Annotated in this window: 17 protein-coding genes; 9 read left to right on the top strand and 8 right to left on the bottom strand. The window is 69.1% G+C overall.

The window, feature by feature from the left end:
- On the top strand, positions 1-255 hold the full coding sequence (locus AKH00_RS17740) for an HNH endonuclease (RefSeq protein WP_082297726.1): 255 nt from the start codon (positions 1-3) through the stop codon (positions 253-255).
- A 22-nt stretch (positions 256-277) separates the two neighbouring features.
- Here AKH00_RS17740 and AKH00_RS17495 read toward each other — a convergent pair whose 3' ends face one another.
- Entirely contained in the window at positions 278-1,195 is a 918-nt protein-coding gene (locus tag AKH00_RS17495) for a DUF808 domain-containing protein (RefSeq protein WP_050724041.1), read from the bottom strand.
- A 170-nt stretch (positions 1,196-1,365) separates the two neighbouring features.
- Between AKH00_RS17495 and msrB the strand changes: the two genes are divergently transcribed.
- Positions 1,366-1,860: a peptide-methionine (R)-S-oxide reductase MsrB gene (gene msrB, locus AKH00_RS17490; RefSeq protein WP_050724040.1), complete on the top strand. Its 495-nt coding sequence runs from the start codon at positions 1,366-1,368 to the stop codon at positions 1,858-1,860.
- Positions 1,857-2,399: a peptide-methionine (S)-S-oxide reductase MsrA gene (msrA, locus tag AKH00_RS17485; protein WP_050724039.1), complete on the top strand. Its 543-nt coding sequence runs from the start codon at positions 1,857-1,859 to the stop codon at positions 2,397-2,399. Before msrB ends, msrA begins: the two co-directional genes overlap by 4 nt.
- A gap of 46 nt (positions 2,400-2,445) precedes the next feature.
- On the opposite strand, the gene AKH00_RS17480 is transcribed toward msrA, so the two are convergent.
- Entirely contained in the window at positions 2,446-3,255 is an 810-nt protein-coding gene (locus AKH00_RS17480) for an alpha/beta fold hydrolase (protein WP_050724038.1), read from the bottom strand.
- Positions 3,256-3,410: 155 nt separating this feature from the next.
- Here AKH00_RS17480 and AKH00_RS17475 point away from each other — a divergent pair, with 155 nt between their 5' ends.
- The gene (locus AKH00_RS17475; RefSeq protein ID WP_050724037.1) at positions 3,411-4,073 is read left to right on the top strand and encodes a hypothetical protein; all 663 of its coding nucleotides are present in this window, start codon (positions 3,411-3,413) and stop codon (positions 4,071-4,073) included.
- Positions 4,074-4,118: 45 nt separating this feature from the next.
- Positions 4,119-4,358 (top strand): hypothetical protein, encoded by a 240-nt coding sequence (locus AKH00_RS17470; protein WP_050724036.1) that lies wholly within the window; start codon positions 4,119-4,121, stop codon positions 4,356-4,358.
- A gap of 64 nt (positions 4,359-4,422) precedes the next feature.
- Here the strand turns inward: AKH00_RS17470 and AKH00_RS17465 are convergent, their stop codons facing one another.
- Together AKH00_RS17465 and AKH00_RS17460 are read right to left on the bottom strand one after the other, a co-directional pair.
- Complete coding sequence (locus AKH00_RS17465; protein ID WP_050724035.1) at positions 4,423-5,874, bottom strand: catalase; 1,452 nt, start codon at positions 5,872-5,874, stop codon at positions 4,423-4,425.
- Between the two features lie 68 nt (positions 5,875-5,942).
- Positions 5,943-6,362, bottom strand: a complete 420-nt coding sequence (locus AKH00_RS17460; RefSeq protein ID WP_050724034.1) for a Fur family transcriptional regulator — start codon at positions 6,360-6,362, stop codon at positions 5,943-5,945.
- A 117-nt stretch (positions 6,363-6,479) separates the two neighbouring features.
- Between AKH00_RS17460 and AKH00_RS18045 the strand changes: the two genes are divergently transcribed.
- The gene (locus tag AKH00_RS18045) at positions 6,480-7,022 is read left to right on the top strand and encodes a hypothetical protein (protein WP_161804411.1); all 543 of its coding nucleotides are present in this window, start codon (positions 6,480-6,482) and stop codon (positions 7,020-7,022) included.
- A 30-nt stretch (positions 7,023-7,052) separates the two neighbouring features.
- Here the strand turns inward: AKH00_RS18045 and AKH00_RS17450 are convergent, their stop codons facing one another.
- Positions 7,053-7,643 (bottom strand): TetR/AcrR family transcriptional regulator, encoded by a 591-nt coding sequence (locus AKH00_RS17450; protein WP_050724032.1) that lies wholly within the window; start codon positions 7,641-7,643, stop codon positions 7,053-7,055.
- A 68-nt stretch (positions 7,644-7,711) separates the two neighbouring features.
- Here AKH00_RS17450 and AKH00_RS17445 point away from each other — a divergent pair, with 68 nt between their 5' ends.
- Positions 7,712-8,323, top strand: a complete 612-nt coding sequence (locus tag AKH00_RS17445; protein ID WP_082297725.1) for a hypothetical protein — start codon at positions 7,712-7,714, stop codon at positions 8,321-8,323.
- On the opposite strand, the gene AKH00_RS17440 is transcribed toward AKH00_RS17445, so the two are convergent.
- A complete protein-coding gene (locus AKH00_RS17440) occupies positions 8,320-9,285 on the bottom strand; it encodes a hypothetical protein (protein ID WP_050724031.1) in 966 nt (321 codons plus the stop codon). The two genes, AKH00_RS17445 and AKH00_RS17440, sit on opposite strands and share 4 nt — an antisense overlap.
- 49 nt (positions 9,286-9,334) lie before the next feature.
- On the bottom strand, positions 9,335-9,991 hold the full coding sequence (locus AKH00_RS17435) for a histidine phosphatase family protein (protein ID WP_235556821.1): 657 nt from the start codon (positions 9,989-9,991) through the stop codon (positions 9,335-9,337).
- 254 nt (positions 9,992-10,245) lie between these two features.
- Here AKH00_RS17435 and AKH00_RS17430 point away from each other — a divergent pair, with 254 nt between their 5' ends.
- Entirely contained in the window at positions 10,246-11,547 is a 1,302-nt protein-coding gene (locus AKH00_RS17430) for an ABC transporter substrate-binding protein (RefSeq protein WP_050724030.1), read from the top strand.
- Positions 11,548-11,733: 186 nt separating this feature from the next.
- Positions 11,734-16,275, top strand: a complete 4,542-nt coding sequence (locus tag AKH00_RS17735; RefSeq protein ID WP_082297724.1) for a galactose-binding domain-containing protein — start codon at positions 11,734-11,736, stop codon at positions 16,273-16,275.
- A 71-nt stretch (positions 16,276-16,346) separates the two neighbouring features.
- Here the strand turns inward: AKH00_RS17735 and AKH00_RS17420 are convergent, their stop codons facing one another.
- Positions 16,347-17,429, bottom strand: a complete 1,083-nt coding sequence (locus tag AKH00_RS17420) for a glycoside hydrolase family 130 protein (protein ID WP_050724029.1) — start codon at positions 17,427-17,429, stop codon at positions 16,347-16,349.
- Between the last annotated feature and the right edge of the window lie 31 nt (positions 17,430-17,460).

Raw genomic sequence — 17,460 nt, 5'->3', positions numbered from 1 at the left:
ATGTGCGGACTCCCACCCCAGATGACCAAAGCCCACCACCTGCGATGGTGGCACCGCGACACCGGACCCACAGACCTGGACAACGGGGTACTGCTGTGCGAATCGTGTCACCACCGGATACACGACAACGGGTGGGAGATCCGCATCGAGGGCAGAGGGGTGGCCGCGCGGGTGTGGTTGATCCCACCGGCGTCCGTCGACCCCGCACGCACCCCACGCCTTGGCGGACGAGCCCGCTACGACATTGCCGCCTGAGCGCCTGACAGTGGGTCAGCGCTCAGACGTGCACGTCGGCGGGGGATTCCTCGCCCTCGTGGAAGCTCGGCTTCTTGCCGAACAGCTTCGCGATGCCGAGCACCACCCCGACGATCACGAGGCCCGCGACGAGTCCGGCGATCGCCGAGAACAGCGTGTCACCGATCCAGACGATGACGCCGCCCGCAGGCTCCAGAGCGTGCTCGATCGCATGCAGGATGTCTGCGCCGAAATGCACACCCACCTCGCCGAGGTTCACGAGCAGCAGATGACCGCCGACCCACAGCATCGCGACGGTACCGAGGATGCTGATGAAACGGAACACCGCCGGCATCGACCGCACGATGCGCGTCCCCGTGTGCCGCACGCGACGCTCAGGGCTCTTCGCCATCCGCAATCCGATGTCGTCGATCTTCACGAGCAGGGCCACCGCGCCGTACACGACGCCCGTCATCAGCAACGCGATCACCGCGAGGACCGCGAGCGTCGTCCAGATGTCGAGCCCCGCCTCGAGGTTCGCGAGCGAGATGAGCATGATCTCAGTCGAGAGGATCAGGTCCGTCCGCACCGCGCCGAACACGAGCTTCCGCTCGTCGCGCGCACCCTCATCGGCATGGCCGTGCTGCACGCCGAACCACTCGAGCACCTTCTCGGCGCCCTCGAAGCACAGGTACGCTCCGCCGAGGATCAGCAGGAACGGCAGCACCCACGGCGCGAAAGCCGTGAGCAGCAGCGCGATCGGGATGATGATGACGAACTTGTTCGCCAGCGAGCCGAGCGCGATCTTCGCCACCACCGGCAGCTCCCGCGCCGGAGTGATGCCCTGCACGTACTGCGGCGTCACGGCGGCATCGTCGATCACGACCCCCGCCGCCTTCGCCGAGGCCTTCATCGCCGCGCTGAGGATGTCATCGACGACCGCGAGCAGTCCCACCGACATGTGCGTTCTCCCCCGGAGTGAAAGTGCAGACCAGCTGTCTGCAGACGAGACACTCTATCGAGTCCGCCGAAACTCACAGCCCGTTCCCAGCGGAGCGGGACCAAATCCAGCATCCCCTCTGTTCTTCTCTATGACGCCGCAGCCAGCCGCGTCGGACAAGGAGACGGATCATGTCGAACGACTACCGCAAGACCACCGAGGCGGTCAGCGACCTCACCACCCTGCAGTACGAGGTGACGCAGCAGGACGCCACCGAACCGCCCTTCCGCAACGCCTACTGGAACAACCATGACGACGGCATCTACGTCGACGTCGTCTCAGGACAGCCGCTGTTCTCGTCCACGGACAAGTTCGACAGCGGCACCGGATGGCCGAGCTTCACCCGCCCGATCGACGCCGAGGCCGTCACGACCCGCACCGATCGCACACTCTGGATGACCCGCACGGAGGCGCGCTCGACCGGGGCCGACAGCCATCTCGGACACGTCTTCGACGACGGACCGCGGGCTGAGGGAGGCCTGCGCTACTGCATGAACTCCGCCGCTCTGCGCTTCATCCCGGCCGACCGGCTCGAGGAAGAGGGGTACGGTCGCTACAGCACCCTCTTCACCAGCCCGGACGCCACCACGCCCGGCACCACCCCCGACACCGAGGAGCAGTCATGACCGACACCGGAACCATCACCCGCACCCCCGGAACCGAGACCGCGGTCCTCGCCGGCGGCTGCTTCTGGGGCATGGAAGACCTCATCCGCCGCCAGCCCGGCGTGCTCGACACCCGAGTCGGCTACACCGGCGGTCAGAACGATCACGCCACCTACCGCAACCACCCGGGGCACGCGGAGGCCGTTGAGATCGTCTTCGACCCGACCAAGACGTCGTACCGCGACATCCTCGCGTTCTTCTTCCAGATCCACGACCCGTCGACCCTGAACCGCCAGGGCAACGACATCGGGTCGAGCTACCGTTCGGCGATCTTCCCGCTCAGCCCCGAGCAGGAGACCGTCGCCCGCGACACGATCGCCGACGTCGACGCCTCCGGTCTGTGGCCCGCCAAGGCCGTCACGACGATCGAGCCCGAGGGACCGTTCTGGCAGGCCGAAGAGGAGCACCAGGACTACCTGATCAAGTACCCCAACGGCTACACCTGCCACTTCCCGCGCGCGGGATGGGTGCTGCCCAAGCGGGAGAGCACCGCGGTCTGATCACACGAACAAGCCCCCGTCGTCCGAGGCGGGGGCTTCTTCGTGCCTATTTCTCTGCGAGGAACGCCAGCGCCGCCTCCTTGAACGCGCGGGATCCGGGGGCGTTGAAATGGTTGCGGTCGGGGATCTCGAAGAAGCGACCCTGCGGTGCGGCCTCGGCCAGTGCGCGCGAGCCCTCGATGATCGCGTCCTTCGACCCGGTCGCGAACAGGATCGGAGCCTCGGGGGCGTTCGACGGATCGGGATCGATCATCCGCGACGACCGCAGCCCCTCCGCGAGCGCCACGAGCGCGCGCAGATCGTTGCCCGGCACGCGCTCGGTCAGCGTGATGTAGTTCTGGGTCGTCGGATCGGCGACGGGCGTGCCGTCCTCGAGATACCTGCGCACCTGGTCGAGATCGAGGCGGGCGAGGGGGATGCCGTCGGGCACGCCGCCCAGCACCGCCCGACCGATCCGCTGCGGGAGGTCGCGCACGACCTCCCAGCCCACGCGGGCGCCCAGCGAATAGCCGAGATAGAACGCGTCGTCGACGAGGTACGCGTCCATGACGGTCTCGACGTCGGTCGCGAGGGTGCGGATGCCGTACTGATCGGCCTGATGCGGTTTCTCGCTCAGCCCATGGCCACGCTGGTCGACGGCGAGCACTCGATACCCGGCCTGTGTGAGCTGCCGCACCCAGCCTGTGAGCACCCAGGTGTCACGGGCGCTCGACGCGAAACCGTGCACGACGACCACGACGGGATCGTCGAGTTCCCCCCACGTGTAGGTCGCGAGGCGGGTGCCGTCTGCGGCGTACACCTGCTGCGGTTCGGGCATCTGGGTCAGATCGGAGAGAGGCACGGCCACGGCATCCATTCTCCTCGATGCTCGCAGGCTCAGGCTCCCGCCCTGAGACCGTCCGCGAGGTGCGGAGTCGGACCCGTGGGGCCCCATCTGGTCTGTATCGGCATATCGCATGCGAGCGAATCCTTTCCCTTTACCGTGGGCGCTACTGACCGACAGGAGATTCGATGAAACCCAGGCGCTTCTCGCAATCAGCCCTCCCGATCACAATGCTCGTCTTGGCGATGGTCGTCCCCCCGTCCGCCCAGCCCGCGTCGACCCTGAAGAGCGACCAAAGGAGCGTCGCCGGGGCGAACTCGACGGCGGACGCCGCAGCTGCCGCACTGGAAAACGTCGAAGCCATTGAGCCTCGCCTGATTCTCTCGACGATCAACGAGGCAGCTGACAAGCCCGTGGTCGGCGTGCAGGTGGACACGGGGGCGGGCGCGGTTGAACTACCAATCGATCCGGGTGACGCCCTGCATCTCACCGGTTGGTCGGATGAGACGCTCTCGATTCACCTTCCGTATGCGCGGCACGCCGAGGAGGCTGTGCAACTGGACGAAGGAGCCATCGTCTACACCGGGGCACAAAGCTCGAGAGATGCCAATGGTGCGCACGTTCCTACGTCGTACGACGTATCGGAGAACGTACTGACCCAGGTCGTCACCCATATCGGATCTGACGTCGCATATCCGGTCGTCGCGGACCCGATCTTCCTCGCGCCTTGGGTACTCCGATGCCTGCTCGGGCTCGGTCTCAACGGGCCTCAGATCGTCGCCGCCTTCGCGAGCGGAACGATCTGGGGTGGTCTCGGGCGTGCGGCGCTCGCGTGCGCGCTCGGAAAGTAGTCGGTGAGGATGAGCAGGCTTCATGACGAAGACAGACTGGCCGCAGTGGAAGCGCGGATCGCCGAGCATCCGCTGTCGTCCGGGCCCGTCCGCGAGGCGTTCGCGATGATCGAGCACCTGGGGAAGGACAACCAGGAGGCGATCGCGCAGGAGCTGCGCGAACGCGACCTCCCAGGGCTCGATGATCTGGGGAGGTTGCAGCTGCGGACGACCTTCAGCTGGTGGAGACTGCATCGCGGTCGTCGAAAGCTTCTGAAGCGGCTGGGACGATCCGACGACGAGTAGCCCCAACTACAGACGAAAGCACCCGCCCCGGATATCGAGGCGGGTGCTTCTCGTGAGGATGCGGTCAGAAGCGGGCGCGGAGCGCCTCGCCGAGCTCGGCATCCACGTTCGTCCAGTACTGGAAGAACCGCTCGCGGATCGCGTCGACCGTGAGGCCCTGGCCCTGACCGGTCAGGGTGTCGAGGAACCGGGCGCGCTGCTCGTCGTCGAAGACCGTGCGGTAGAGCGTCCCCGCCTGACCGAAGTCGTCGTCGTCGAGGTGCAGCGTCGCGGCCGTGCGGATGAGCTCGCCATCCGACTCCCAGCTCGCCTCGACGCCCGCCAGCGGATCGGCCTCAGGGCCTCCGGCCGCACCGTACGAGTTCGGCGTGTACACGCGGTGCTCGGCCGGGTTGAAGCGGTACTGCATGTTGCCCTCGTGCATGTAGTTGCGCACCTCGGCCGCATGCGGCTGATTCACGGGCAGCTGGTTGTAGTTCGTGCCCACGCGGTGGCGCTGCGCGTCGGGGTAGGCGAAGACGCGCGCCATCAGCATCTTGTCGGGCGAGATGCCGGTGCCGGGCACCTGGTTGCCGGGCGAGAACGCCGCCTGCTCGATCTCGGCGAAGAAGTTCTGCGGGTTGCGGTTCAGCGTGAACGTGCCGACCTTGATGCGCGGGTAGTCCTTCTTCGACCACGTCTTGGTGAGGTCGAAGGGGTTGAAGCGGTAGGACTTGGCCTCCTCGTACGGCATGATCTGCACGAAGACGTCCCAGGACGGGAACTCCTCGCGCGCGATCGCGTCGAACAGGTCCCGACGGTAGTGGTCGGCATCCGAGCCGGCGAGCTTCTCGGCCTCGTCGGCGTGCATCGCCTCGACGCCCTGCTTCGACAGGAAGTGGTACTGCACCCAGAAGCGCTCGCCTGCGGCGTTGACCCACTGGTACGTGTGCGAGCCGTAGCCGTTCATGTGCCGCCAGCTGCGCGGCAGCCCGCGGTCTCCCATGAGGTAGGTGACCTGGTGCGCGGACTCGGGGGAGAGGGTCCAGAAGTCCCACTGCATGTCGGCGTCGCGCAGACCCGAGTCGCCGAGTCGCTTCTGCGAGTGGATGAAATCGGGGAACTTCATCGCATCGCGGATGAAGAACGTCGGGGTGTTGTTGCCGACGATGTCGAGGTTGCCGTCGGTCGTGTAGAAACGCAGCGAGAAGCCGCGCACATCGCGCCAGGTGTCGGGGGAGCCCTGCTCGCCGGCGACGGAGGAGAAGCGCAGCAGCGTCTCGCTGGTCGCGCCCGGCTGGAAGACCGACGCACGGGTGTACGCGGAGACGTCCTCCGTGACGGTGAAGGTTCCGAACGCGCCGCCGCCCTTGGCGTGCGGGTTGCGCTCCGGCACGCGCTCACGGTTGAACGAGGCGAGCTTCTCGACGAGGTAGCGGTCGTGCAGGACGGTGGGGCCGTCGGCTCCGACCGTGAGGGAGTGCGCGTCGCTCGGCGCCGGGGTTCCGGTCTGCGTCGTGGTCGATGGTTTCGTCATGTTCTTCTCCTTCTGCGCGCGGGCGCGACGAACACCCCCGGGATACCGGGTGCGGTCGGCGGACACGCCTACGCGGCGTTCTGGCAACTGGGGCAGACGCCCCAGAAGGTGACTTCGGCTGTCTGGACGGTGAATCCCCCGGCCGAAGACGGGGTGAGGCACGGCGCTTCGCCGACAACGCAGTCCACGTCGCCGATCGCACCGCACTGGGTGCAGACCACGTGGTGGTGGTTGTCGCCGGTTCGCCGCTCGTAGAGCGCCGCGGAACCTGCCGGTTCGATCCGGCGGAGCAGGCCCGCCGTCGTCAGGTCCGCGAGGATGTTGTGCACCGACTGGATCGACGTGGTCGGCAGCACTTCGGAAACCGCGCGGAACACGCGCTCCGCATCCGTATGGGCCATGGACTCCATCGCCTCGAGAACGGCGACGCGGCCCGCGGTCGCCTTGAGTCCAGCGCCGCGAAGCGCCGACTCGAGTGTGGTGTCCATGTCTCCGACCCTACCTCTTATTTTGAGTGATTCAAAAGACCGGCGTGTCGAATACCAGGATGCTGGATCTGTGCGCCGGGGGTTGCGCTCACTCGAGGCGTCCGTAGCGTGGAGGTCATGGACGGCAGACGAATGACGACGGTCGGACTGATCCTCGCGGTGGGGCTGGCGGTGAGCGGATGCACAGCGACGACGGATGCCGGTCGCGACGCGACCCCGTCGGCATCCGCCACGCCCACGCCCGCACCCACGCCCACGCCCGCACCCGACGCGGCGGAGGTCGCTGCGGCCGAGGCGAAGCTCCCCATCCCCGTGGATGAGATCCCGAAATGGGCCGAGACCGCCGTTCCCGGGTCGGGCACCGAGGGATACGTCGGCTCGCTCTCGGGGTGGCTGAGCGACGCATCCTCCGCGAACTACGTGTCGCAGTTCCAGTCACTCGAGCCGGGAACCTATCAGGCGCAGATCGCGTGCCGGGGCGATGGCACGATCTCGGCATCCGGAGGCGACCTGGATGCCGGGCTCTCAGCGCAGCCGACGCAGTGCTCGAACGCGACCATCGCGTTCGACATGATGACGACGGGGACGGGGCTGGAGGTCGTCCTCGATCTGCAGGGCGACCCGACGATCTATGCGGTGTCGCTGCGACGGGTCGGCTGATCTCGGGTCGCCCGCGCGGCGTACCCGCCGTCAGGCCGGGAGCCCGAGACGGCGCAGGTGCGTACGAATCACCGAGGTCTGCTGCGTCGGGCTGAGTTCGCCACGTGACCCGTGCAGCGCGACCCCGTCGATCACCGCCTGGAGGTACCGGGCTTCGTCGTCGACCACGATCTCGCCACGGAGGGCGCCAGCGTCCATCAGTCGCCGCAGCAGCAGGCGACACAGTCCCGCGATGTCGTCGTGCGCGGAGTCGGCGAGGGCGGCGAGCTGAGCGTGGCGGGGCGCCTCTGCGGTCAGGGCGAGATGCACGCGGATCTCCACGGTCCGCTCGTCGTCGAGGGGCAGCAGCTCGTTGATGGCCTCGACGGTCGATAGGACGGGGTCGGCGCCGTCGAGATGCGGAGTGATGCGCGCGGCGGCCCGCTCGTGAACGAGGCGCATCGCGAACTCGAGCAGATCCGCCTTGGTGGGGAAGACGTGCCGTATCGAGCCGACCACGAGGCCGGACTCCCCCGCCACGGTGCGGAGTGAGACGGCGCTGACTCCGTCTGCGAGCACGATCCGCCAGACCGCGGCGGCGATCTGCTTCTCGCGCTCGCGGTGATCGATGAGACGGGGCATGCTCCCAATTTAGCTCAACTGTGCTAGCTTAGCGGCTTGTTAGCCCGACCGTGCTACCAAGGAGGATCATGACGCCCGTACAGTTCCTGCACGCCCATCCCATCGCCGCGGTGATCGTGCTCTGCGAGATCGGCCTGTGGGTGCTGCTCGGCGCGGGGTTGCTGCTGCGCTACCCGGCCAGACGGAAGCGCCTGGGCGGATTCGTGCTCGTGCTGATCCCGTTGCTCGATGTCGTGCTGGTGGTGGCCACGGCGATCGACCTGCTGAACGGCTCACCCGTCGACCTCACACACGGGCTCGCCGGAATCTACCTCGGATTCTCGGTGGCGTTCGGTCCCGCGATCGTGCGCTGGGCCGATGCTCGCTTCGCGCACCGGTTCGCCGGCGCGCCCGCCCCGATCAAGCCCGCGGGTCGGGCAGCCAAGCAGGCGGCGCTCTGGAAGGAGTGGTATCGCGTCGTCACCGCCGCCGTGATCGCTTCGGGCGCCTACCTGCTGCTGATGGTGATGGCGAAGGATGCCGGCGCCGCCGAGACCCTGTGGTGGTGGATCGGGCGCGCATGGGTCGTGGTCGGGCTCTGGTTGCTGTTCGGACCGGTGTGGGGTGCCGGCGGTGGATCGAAAGAGGAGGCGAAGGCTCCCGGCCCGTTCGCCGATGGCCCCGCCACGGACGCCCGCTAGCTGCGATCCACCCAGTCGAGCACGCGCGTGCCGATCAGGGTGAGCCACCGCGACGGCTCGCCCTCGGGGGCGTCCACATCGAACCAGGTGCGCCCTGCGAGAGGAGCCCCCTGCATCCACGTGCCGTCCGGTCGCCGCGCGGCGCGCACCAGTTCCACGGCATCCGAGATCCGCTCGTCGGGCTCGGTGCCGTCGACGATCGCCGCCTCGCGGAGATGGTCGAGAGCGGTCAGCGCGCTGTACTGGTGGCGCGCGGGATAGACGAAGTGCTCGACGAAGCCGCCGACCCGCTCACCCGTCGATTCGCGGTACAGCAGGCGTCGTCGCAGCAGGTACTCCTCGCCCGCATGCCGCGCCTCGCGCAGCGACGTATCGCCTGTTGAGACCTCGTACGACAGCATCCCGCGCAGCGCGTTGAGCGTCGAGTGGAACGACGAGCGCACCGAGTCGCCCTCCTCCGCCTCGCAGTTCCATCCGCCGTCGGCCAGCCGGTGCTCGGGGAACCACGCGACCAGCCGTGAGACGTCTGCCCCGAGCCAGGCGCCGTTCGCGAGCGTGAACGCGTTGATGCACACGTCGACCTCGCCGCCCCAGAACGGCATGTCGTCGTACTCCCACCGGCAGTTCCGGTCGAGGCGCTCCGCCGTGTCGCCGAGGGCCCCGGCGTCGACGCCCCACTCGCGCAGCTGATTGAGCGACCACGAGGTCGCCGTCCACGGCTGCGTCGCGCCCTGCGCCTCGGCGGTGTCGAAGAACCCCGCGGGGAAGTGCGCGCCTCCCGCCCACTGCCCATCGGGATCCTGTGCCGCGAGCAGCGCAGCACCGAACCCCTCGGTCGCGACCCGTGCGCGGGTCGCCTGCCACACGGCATCCGGGGCCCCGAGCAGGTCGCGCTCGACCTGCCAGCGCACCGCGGGGTCGCCGTCGAGCAGCCAGTCCGTCGTCTTCGTCGACATCGTCATGACCGGCACGCTACTCCGGGGAGGCGACATCGCGCACCGGGTTCGCGGGTCAGGACTCCGAGGGCGCCAGAGGAAGCTCGAGCCCGTAGTTCCAGGACAGGATCGCCGGCTGCTCGCGGTAGAAGCTCAGCACCGAGACCGACCCGGCGTCGAGAGAGATCTGCGCGCCGAAACGCGGTGCGAGCCGCAGATACACAGCAGTGAGGATGCGGAGGAAGTGGCCGTGCGCGACCAGAGCCACGTCTCCGTCGACGAGCGCGGGCAGGACTCGGGTCAGCACGCGCGATGCGCGAGCCGCGACCTCCTCCACGGTCTCGCCGGGGGTCTCGCCACGGACGACGCCGTGCGTGAACGCGCTCCAGTCGTAGCCCAGTTTGGCACGGATGTCCTTGGTCGTGCGACCCTCGTACCCGCCGTAGTCCCACTCGACGAGCAGTGGATCGACCTGGGCGTGCAGTCCCGCGAGCTCCGCCGTGCGCCGCGCGCGCTCGAGGGGTGAGGTGAGCACGAGCGAGAAGTCGTAGTCAGCGACGAGGCGCCCGGCACCGCGGGCGAGGTCCTCCCCGCGAGCGGTCAGCGGGATGTCGGTGAGGCCGGTGTGCCGGCCGGTCTTCGACCACTCGGTCTCGCCGTGGCGGAGCAGCACGAGCTTGCCGGTGGGGTTGTCGGGCGCGGGGCGGTCGGGCAGCGGGTCGGTCGTCGGCACACCGCCAGGCTGTCACGATCGGCGGATGCTGTCACGGAACGCGGACGTGCCAGGAGAATCTCCGGCGAGGTGGTTTAGTGAGTTTAGTTACTGGTCGGTCAGTGAAAGTCCCAAAATCGCTGACATTGCGAGACAAGGTCTGCATGTTTGACAGTTTGAATAAAAACCGGTTTACTACGAGGGTCGGTCCCCGAAGACCGCCATGACCACAGCACGGGCGTCCGCGATCGGACACTCGAACGAAGGAGTTCGCAATGAAGCGTCATGCAGGTGTCCTCGCTCTCGCAGCCCTCGCCCTCCCCCTCGCCGCCTGCGGCACAGCCGGGGGAGCCGGGTCCGGCGGGGATGAGCTCACATCCGGTCCGATCACGATCTGGTACTCGACGAACGAGCAGGAGATCGCCTGGGCCGAGGCCGTGGTCGAGGCCTGGAACGCCGACCACCCCGACGAGCAGGTCAAGGCAGCGGCGATCCCCTCCGGCAAGTCGTCGGAAGACGCGATCGGCGCGGCGATCACCGCCGGCAACACGCCGTGCCTCGTCTACAACACCGCGCCGGCCGCCGTCCCCGCCTTCCAGAAGCAGGGAGGGCTCGTGAACATCTCGAAGACCTTCGACGACGGCGAGGACTTCGTGAGCGAGCGCTCCGGCGCTGCGGCCGACGGCTTCCGCTCGCCGGACGGCGACCTGTACCAGGTGCCGTGGAAGGCGAACCCCTTCATGCTCTACTACAACAAGGAGGCGTTCGCCGCAGCCGGCCTCGATCCCGAGAACCCGCAGCTGGCGACGTACGACGACGTGCTCGCGGCCGCCGCGGCGATCAAGGACTCCGGTGCCGCGGACTACTCGCTCTACCCGCCCGCCTCCGGCGACTACACGAACTCTCTGTTCGACTTCTACCCGTTCTTCCTCGCCAACTCGGGCGGCACCCAGCTCGTGAGCGACGGTGCGGCCGCGTTCACGAGCGAGGAGGGACTCGAGACCCTCGAGTTCTGGAAGACGATGTACGCCGAGGGCTACTCCTCGGCGGAGGCGTACAGCGGCGACGCCTGGGCCGGCCCGTTCGCCGACGGGGTGTCGGCCATGGGCATCGCCGGCCCCTGGGGCGCCGCGGCGTTCGACGGCAAGGTCGACTTCGGCATCGTGCCCCTCCCCACGGCCGACGGCACCGCCGCCGATGAGACCTACACCTTCGGCGACTCGAAGAACGTCGGCCTGTACACGTCCTGCGAGAACAAGCAGACCGCGTGGGACTTCGCGAAGTTCTCGATGAACGCCGACAACGACCTCGCTCTGCTGGAGACCACCGGTCAGTTCCCGGTGCGCGGAGACGTCGACGAGATCGCCGGCGACTTCCTCGCCGGCGACCCGGTGCTGGCCACGTTCTCGGCATCCGTGCCGCTCACGGTCGACGTCCCCAACATCGCGGACGCGACGGAGATGTGGCAGACCTTCCGCGACACGTGGGGCAAGGCCGTCCAGGCGGGTGAGGGCGACCTCGAAGACGAGTTCTCGACCGCCGCCGACAAGATCGACGCCCTGATCGCCCAGGACTGACCCCCGACCGACCCGCCCACGGTCGGTCCTCCGATCGGCAGCCCCCGCCGATCGTCCGGGGTGCGCGTCCGCGCGCACCCCGGACCGCGGGCCGTATCCACGGACCGCCCACCGCAGCACCCGAGGCTCCGGCCTCATCCGCCCCGCGACGACAGACCCGCGGTGCATCGGCAAAGGAGCCTCGCCATGAGACGCGTCACCGGACTGCTCGCCCTCCTCCTCGCACTCGTCGTCGGAGGGTCGACCCTGACGGCGACGGCCCCCGCGGTCGCCGCCATCGACGACGACGTCGCGACCGTCGTGCAGCGTCTCGAGGAGTACTACCTGGGGCAGGGCGACGACATCATCATCGCGAACGGCATCTACCTCGCGAAGACCTCGGAGGCCCTCGATTACGTCGCCTCCCAGAACGCGGACGGGTCGTGGTCGGACGTGAACTACGCCGATCGCACGAGCTCGGCGAACGGCAGCGTCTGGTCGGCCTACATCGCGCTGTACCGGATGCTGGCTCTGACCCAGGCGTACAAGGACCCGAACGCGGCGGGGTTCGGCGACCCCGCACTCGTGGACGCCGTGCAGCGCGCTCTGTTGCACTGGGATCGCGTCAACCCGGGGAATGCGAACTGGTGGGAGACGGAGATCGGCGAGTCCATCGCGATGGGCCGCATCTCGATGTTCCTCGGCGGGGTGCTGAGCCCCGAGGCGTTCGCCGTCGCGCTGAAGCACAACACCGGCAAGCTCGACCCCGTCGGGGCCAACGGGTCGTGGCGCACCTCCAACTACCTGTTCGAAGCGCTGTCGACCAAAGACGCGGCGAAGATCTCCGAGGGCTTCGCGACCATCGTCGCGACGATCGCCGTCGACCACTCGGGCGCGGTCAACGAAGCCGTGCAGCCCGACGCGAGCTTCTGGGCGCACGGCGCCCAGCTGTACAGCGAGGGTTACGGCATGGTGCTGTTCACCTACGCCGCACTGTGGGCGGACGTCGCACGCGGCACCGGCCTCGCCTTCTCCCGGGGGCAGCTCGATCAGATCGCGTTCTACTTCGTCAGCGGGACGCGGTGGATGATCCGCGGCGAGATCGGGATGCTCTACCTCAACTACCGACCGCCCAAGACGGTCCAGGACGTCACGAGCCATGCCTCGGAGTTCATCGAGCCGCTGCAGCGCATGGCCCGCACGGATGCCCTGTACTCCACCGCCTACCAGGACGTGCTCGACGGCGTGCTCGGTGAGACGCAGACCAACGGCGTCACCGGCCACAAGTACTTCTGGCGCTCCGAGTTCGACTCCCACATCCGTGACGACTACGGGATCTTCACGCGGCTGAACTCCTCACGCACGTTCGGAGCGGAACTCCGCACGAGCTACCGTGACGAGGTCGGCAACCCCGTGTACTGGAACGCCATGGGGTCGACCGCGATCCAGGTGAACAACCGCGAGTACCTCGACCTGGCCGCCGCCTTCGACTGGTGGCACTATCCCGGCGTCACAGCGCCCGACGTGAAGCGCACGGAGCGCGGTGTCGAGAACCGCGGCCGCAACGGCGACGGGGCAGGCTTCACCGGAGGCACGTCGAACGGCGAGTTCGGCGCGAGCGTTCTGACCCTCGACACCGCCGGGACGAGCGCGCGCAAGAGCTACTTCACGTTCGACGAGGGGATGGTCGCCCTCGGCGCCGGCATCGCGTCTACGAGCGACGCGCCGGTGCACACGACCGTCAACCAGACTTCGGCGAAAGCGAACGCCTCGCTCGACGGCGCCGCCGTCGCCGCCGGTACCGACCGGCGAACAGCCTCCGGTGCACGCTGGGCATACAACGACGAGGTCGGATACGTGTTCGCCCCCGATCAGGCCGTCACCGTCTCGAATCGCACGCAGTCCGGCAGCTGGGAGGGCGGGGAGACCATGAGTCGCGACGCCTTCTCGCTGTGGATCGACCACGGCGCGAAGCCCACCGCAGGCACCTACGACTACACCGTCCTCCCCGCCGCGACCCCCGCGCAGGTCGAGGCCTACGCGGCGACACCCGCGATCCGCACCCTGCGCAACGACACCGCCGTGCAGGCCGCCCGCCACGACGCGGCCGGCATCACGATGGCCACGTTCTACGCGCCCGGGGCCCTCGACATCGGCGACGGGCGGGAGCTCGCGGTCGACCAGCCCGCGATCGTGCTGCTCGACGAGCGCGGCGAGGCACCCGTGGTCAGCATCGCCAACCCGGATCGTCCCGGCCTCTCGGTCGGTGTGACGCTCCGCGGCGGCGGGGTCGACTGGCATGGCGCCTTCGCGCTCGGATCCGGTGAGAACCAGGGCAAGACGGTCACGGCGGCGCTCGCCGCGGGTCCGCTGCCGGTGCCCTCGGCGTTCTCGGCGAGCAGCACGCGCGAGGGCCTCGGCGTCGACGCCCTCGGCGACGGCGACCGCGACTCGATCTGGCGCTCGGCGGGTGCGGGCACTCAGTGGATCGCTCAGACTCTGCCGCGAGGGTCGTGGGTCACGAAGGTCGCGCTCGACTGGGCCGACGATCCCGCGACCGACGTGCTCGTGCAGACGACGGCGAACGGCGTCGACTGGACGGACCACTCCCGCGTGGCCGTGCGAGACGGCGGCACCAGCGAGATCCCGATCACCCCGACCGCGGCGATCGGCGTGCGGGTGCTCCTCCTCGGAGGTGACGGCGACGCGTACGGCATCCGTGAGTTGACGGTGTCATCGAGCCGCAACCTCGCGATCGACGCGCCGAGCCGCGCCTCCGGGTACGCCGGGTACAACCTCGTGTACTCGATGACCGACGGCGATCGGGATACCCGGTGGCGCGGCAACAACGCCAACAGCGCGTGGTCGCAGGTCGACCTCGGCTCCGTGCAGCCCGTCTCCACGGTCCGGCTGTGGTGGGAGGCGGCGTACGCGAAGACCTACCGGATCCAGCTGTCCGACGACGGCAGCAGCTGGCGAGACGCGTACACCACACCGTCCGGCGGCAGCGACGGCGGCCTCGACGTCATCACGCTCGACGGGCAGAGCGCCCGATTCGTGCGCATGCAGACGCTCACCCGTGCCCTCGACTACGGCCCGTCGATCTGGGAGTTCGAGGTGTTCGGCGACCGACTCGTCGTCGACGCTCCGACGATCCCCCGCGGTGGCGGCAACCTCGCGCTCAACCGTCCGACCACGGCCGACAGCGTGCACAACAACAACGCCACGATCACGGGGCCGAAGGCGACCGACGGGTCGGCGTCGACCAAATGGTCGTCGGCGCGCGCCGTGGCGGAGCACTGGCTGCAGGTCGACCTCGGCGAGACGCGATCGGTGTCCAAGGCGATCGTCGCGTGGGAGTCGGGGACCTCGAACGACTACCGCATCGAGGGATCGATCGACGGCCAGACCTGGGAGCCGCTCGTACGGGTGCAGTCGGCGCAGCCGACCCTCACGCACACGCATGAGTTCCCGGCGGCGGACGCCCGCTATGTGCGCCTCACCGGTGTGCCGGCGACGCAGTACGGCCTCAACATCTGGGAGTTCGAGCTCTACGGCGGCTTCGCGTTCGAGTGCGCCGGTCCGGTGACGGCGGGGCGGCAGGGGGCGGCGGTCGTCGCGGCCACCGTCTCCCCGCTCGATCCGGAGGACACGTTCTCGGCCGCATCTCTCGACGAGTCCGTGGCGAGCGTCCGCGGCGAGCCTCGGGTCTCCGCTGACGGCCGCGTCGAGTTCGATGTCGCGACCGGCGAGCCCGGCACCACCCAGGTGCTCGTGAGCCACGGCGGGGGCACGGAGGTCGCGCTCTGCACCGTCATGGTGACGGCCGACACCCGTGGTCTCGCGGCGCAGATCGCGGCGGCCGACGGCCTCGCCAGCACGGACTACACGGCCACGAGCTGGGTGCCCGTGCTCCCCGCGCTCGAGGCGGCGAAGGACGTGCTGGCCGCCCCGGCCGTCGCCCAGGCGCAGGTGGATGCCGCAGCGAACGAGCTCGCGGCGGCACTCGTCGGGCTCGTCCGACGCGACGCGGTGGCCTCCGCCCCGTACGACGTCGTGGCGACGGCATCCGGCACGCTCGTGCAGGTGCAGTGGTCGGCGCCCGAGAGCACGGGCGGATCGCCGATCATCGCCTACGAGATCGCGGTGGGCGACCGTGTCGTGCAGAGCGAGGCATCCGCCCGCTCCGCCGCCGTGTCGGGGGTCGAGCCCGGCGAGCACATCGTGACGGTGCGCGCGCAGAACACGGGCGGGTGGTCCGCGCTCTCCGCGCCGATAACCGTGGTGGTCGACCCGGAGGCTGTGGCGCCGGTCGTGCGCGTCGAGGGCACTCCGACGGCCGGCGGACGCATCGACGTCACCGGGTCCGGGTTCGAACCCGGTGTGGAGTACGTCATCCAGCTGCGCTCGACACCGGTCGACCTGGGGACGGCGGCTGCGGACGGCGACGGAGCGATCGCGTTCCGCGGCACGGTCCCCGCGGACGTCGCCGCCGGAGACCACACTCTCGTCGTGATGCTCGGCACGGCGGACGTCGCATCCACCCCGGTCCGGATCCTCGCTGCCGATCCCGGGACCCCCGGCACTCCCGGGTCGGGATCGGGATCGGGCACCGGCACGGACGGCTCCGGAGTGCTTCCCGGCACCGGTGGTGACCTGGCCTGGCTGCCCTGGTCGCTGGGGATCGCCGTCCTGCTGCTCCTCGCCGGGGCGGCGGCCGTGCGGTTCCGGCGGGGGCGCACCGACTGACCGCCGGCCACACGACGAGGGGCCGTCTCCGATGCGGAGACGGCCCCTCGTGTGTGAGCGGGAGGTCGGGCTCAGATGTGCGTGAGCTCCGCGACCCCGATCGACGAGTCGGCCATGCCGTAGAACACGAAGGTGCGTCCCTCGATCTCCTCGATCGCGGTGGGGAACACGACATTGCCCAGCGTGCCCTGCAGCTCCTCGACGGTCTCCGGGGCGAGCAGCGGCTCGTCGCTGCGGGCGAGGACCGTTCGCGGGTCGCCGACGTCGAGCAGGATGGCCCCGGCCGAGTACCGCGAGCCGTACGCGAGCTCGAAGCCCTTCGGCGTCTGGCCGGAGACCCCGTGGTGCACGAGGAGCCATCCCTCCGGCACCCGCAGCGGCGAAGGGCCGGCGCCGATCTTGGCGGACTCGTACTTCCTCTCGGGGCCGGCGATCATCGACGACCCGTGCACACGCGTGAGCGCGGAGATGTCGGCGCGAGCCGCGTCGAGATCGACGTAGCCGATCCAGATCGACGGGCGATCGTCGTCGATGCCCGCCGGGGGTCGCGCACCCTCACCGGGACGCAGCCAGTCGAGATCCCACATCGGCCGGTGGAGCAGTGCGATGCTGGGCTCGCCGTCCGGCCCGGGGACGACCTCGGGGAAGAACACGATGTCCTTGTTGGCGAACAGATTCAGATCGGTGCGCAGCTCGGGCTGGTACGCGAACTGCAGCGGTCCCAGGCGATGCCACGTGACCGTGTCGTCGGAGTAGGCGAGCGCCGGCTTGGGGCCGAGCGGTCCGTAGGCGATGTACGTCATGACGTGCACGCCCAGCGGCTCCAGGAAGGTGATCCGCGGGTCCTCGACCCCGGCGTTCCCATGGCCGTGCTCCCACTGCTCATCGGGTGAGAGGACGACTCCGAGCCGTTCGACGCCCACCGGCACGCCGCCCTCGAGGATCACGCGCGCGCGCGCGACCCGCGAGACGTTGCCTTCCGCGACGACGCGGGGGAAGAGGTAGAGCTCGCCGTCGGGCCCCCAGGCCGTTCCCGGGTTGAGCACGCCCTCCACTTCGAGGGGGTCGTGCGGGTCGGCGGTCATGATCGTGCCGATGCGGGTGAGCGCGTACGGGATCGCGGTCGCCGGTGCGGCCGTGGGGGAGGGGGTCATCGCTGTGCCTTCTGGGTGTGTCGGGGTCTCG

Source organism: Microbacterium sp. GCS4, assembly GCF_001262495.1.
GTDB lineage: Bacteria > Actinomycetota > Actinomycetes > Actinomycetales > Microbacteriaceae > Microbacterium.
Note: the sequence above shows the minus strand (reverse complement) of the source record. Positions and strands in the feature narration are given on the sequence as shown.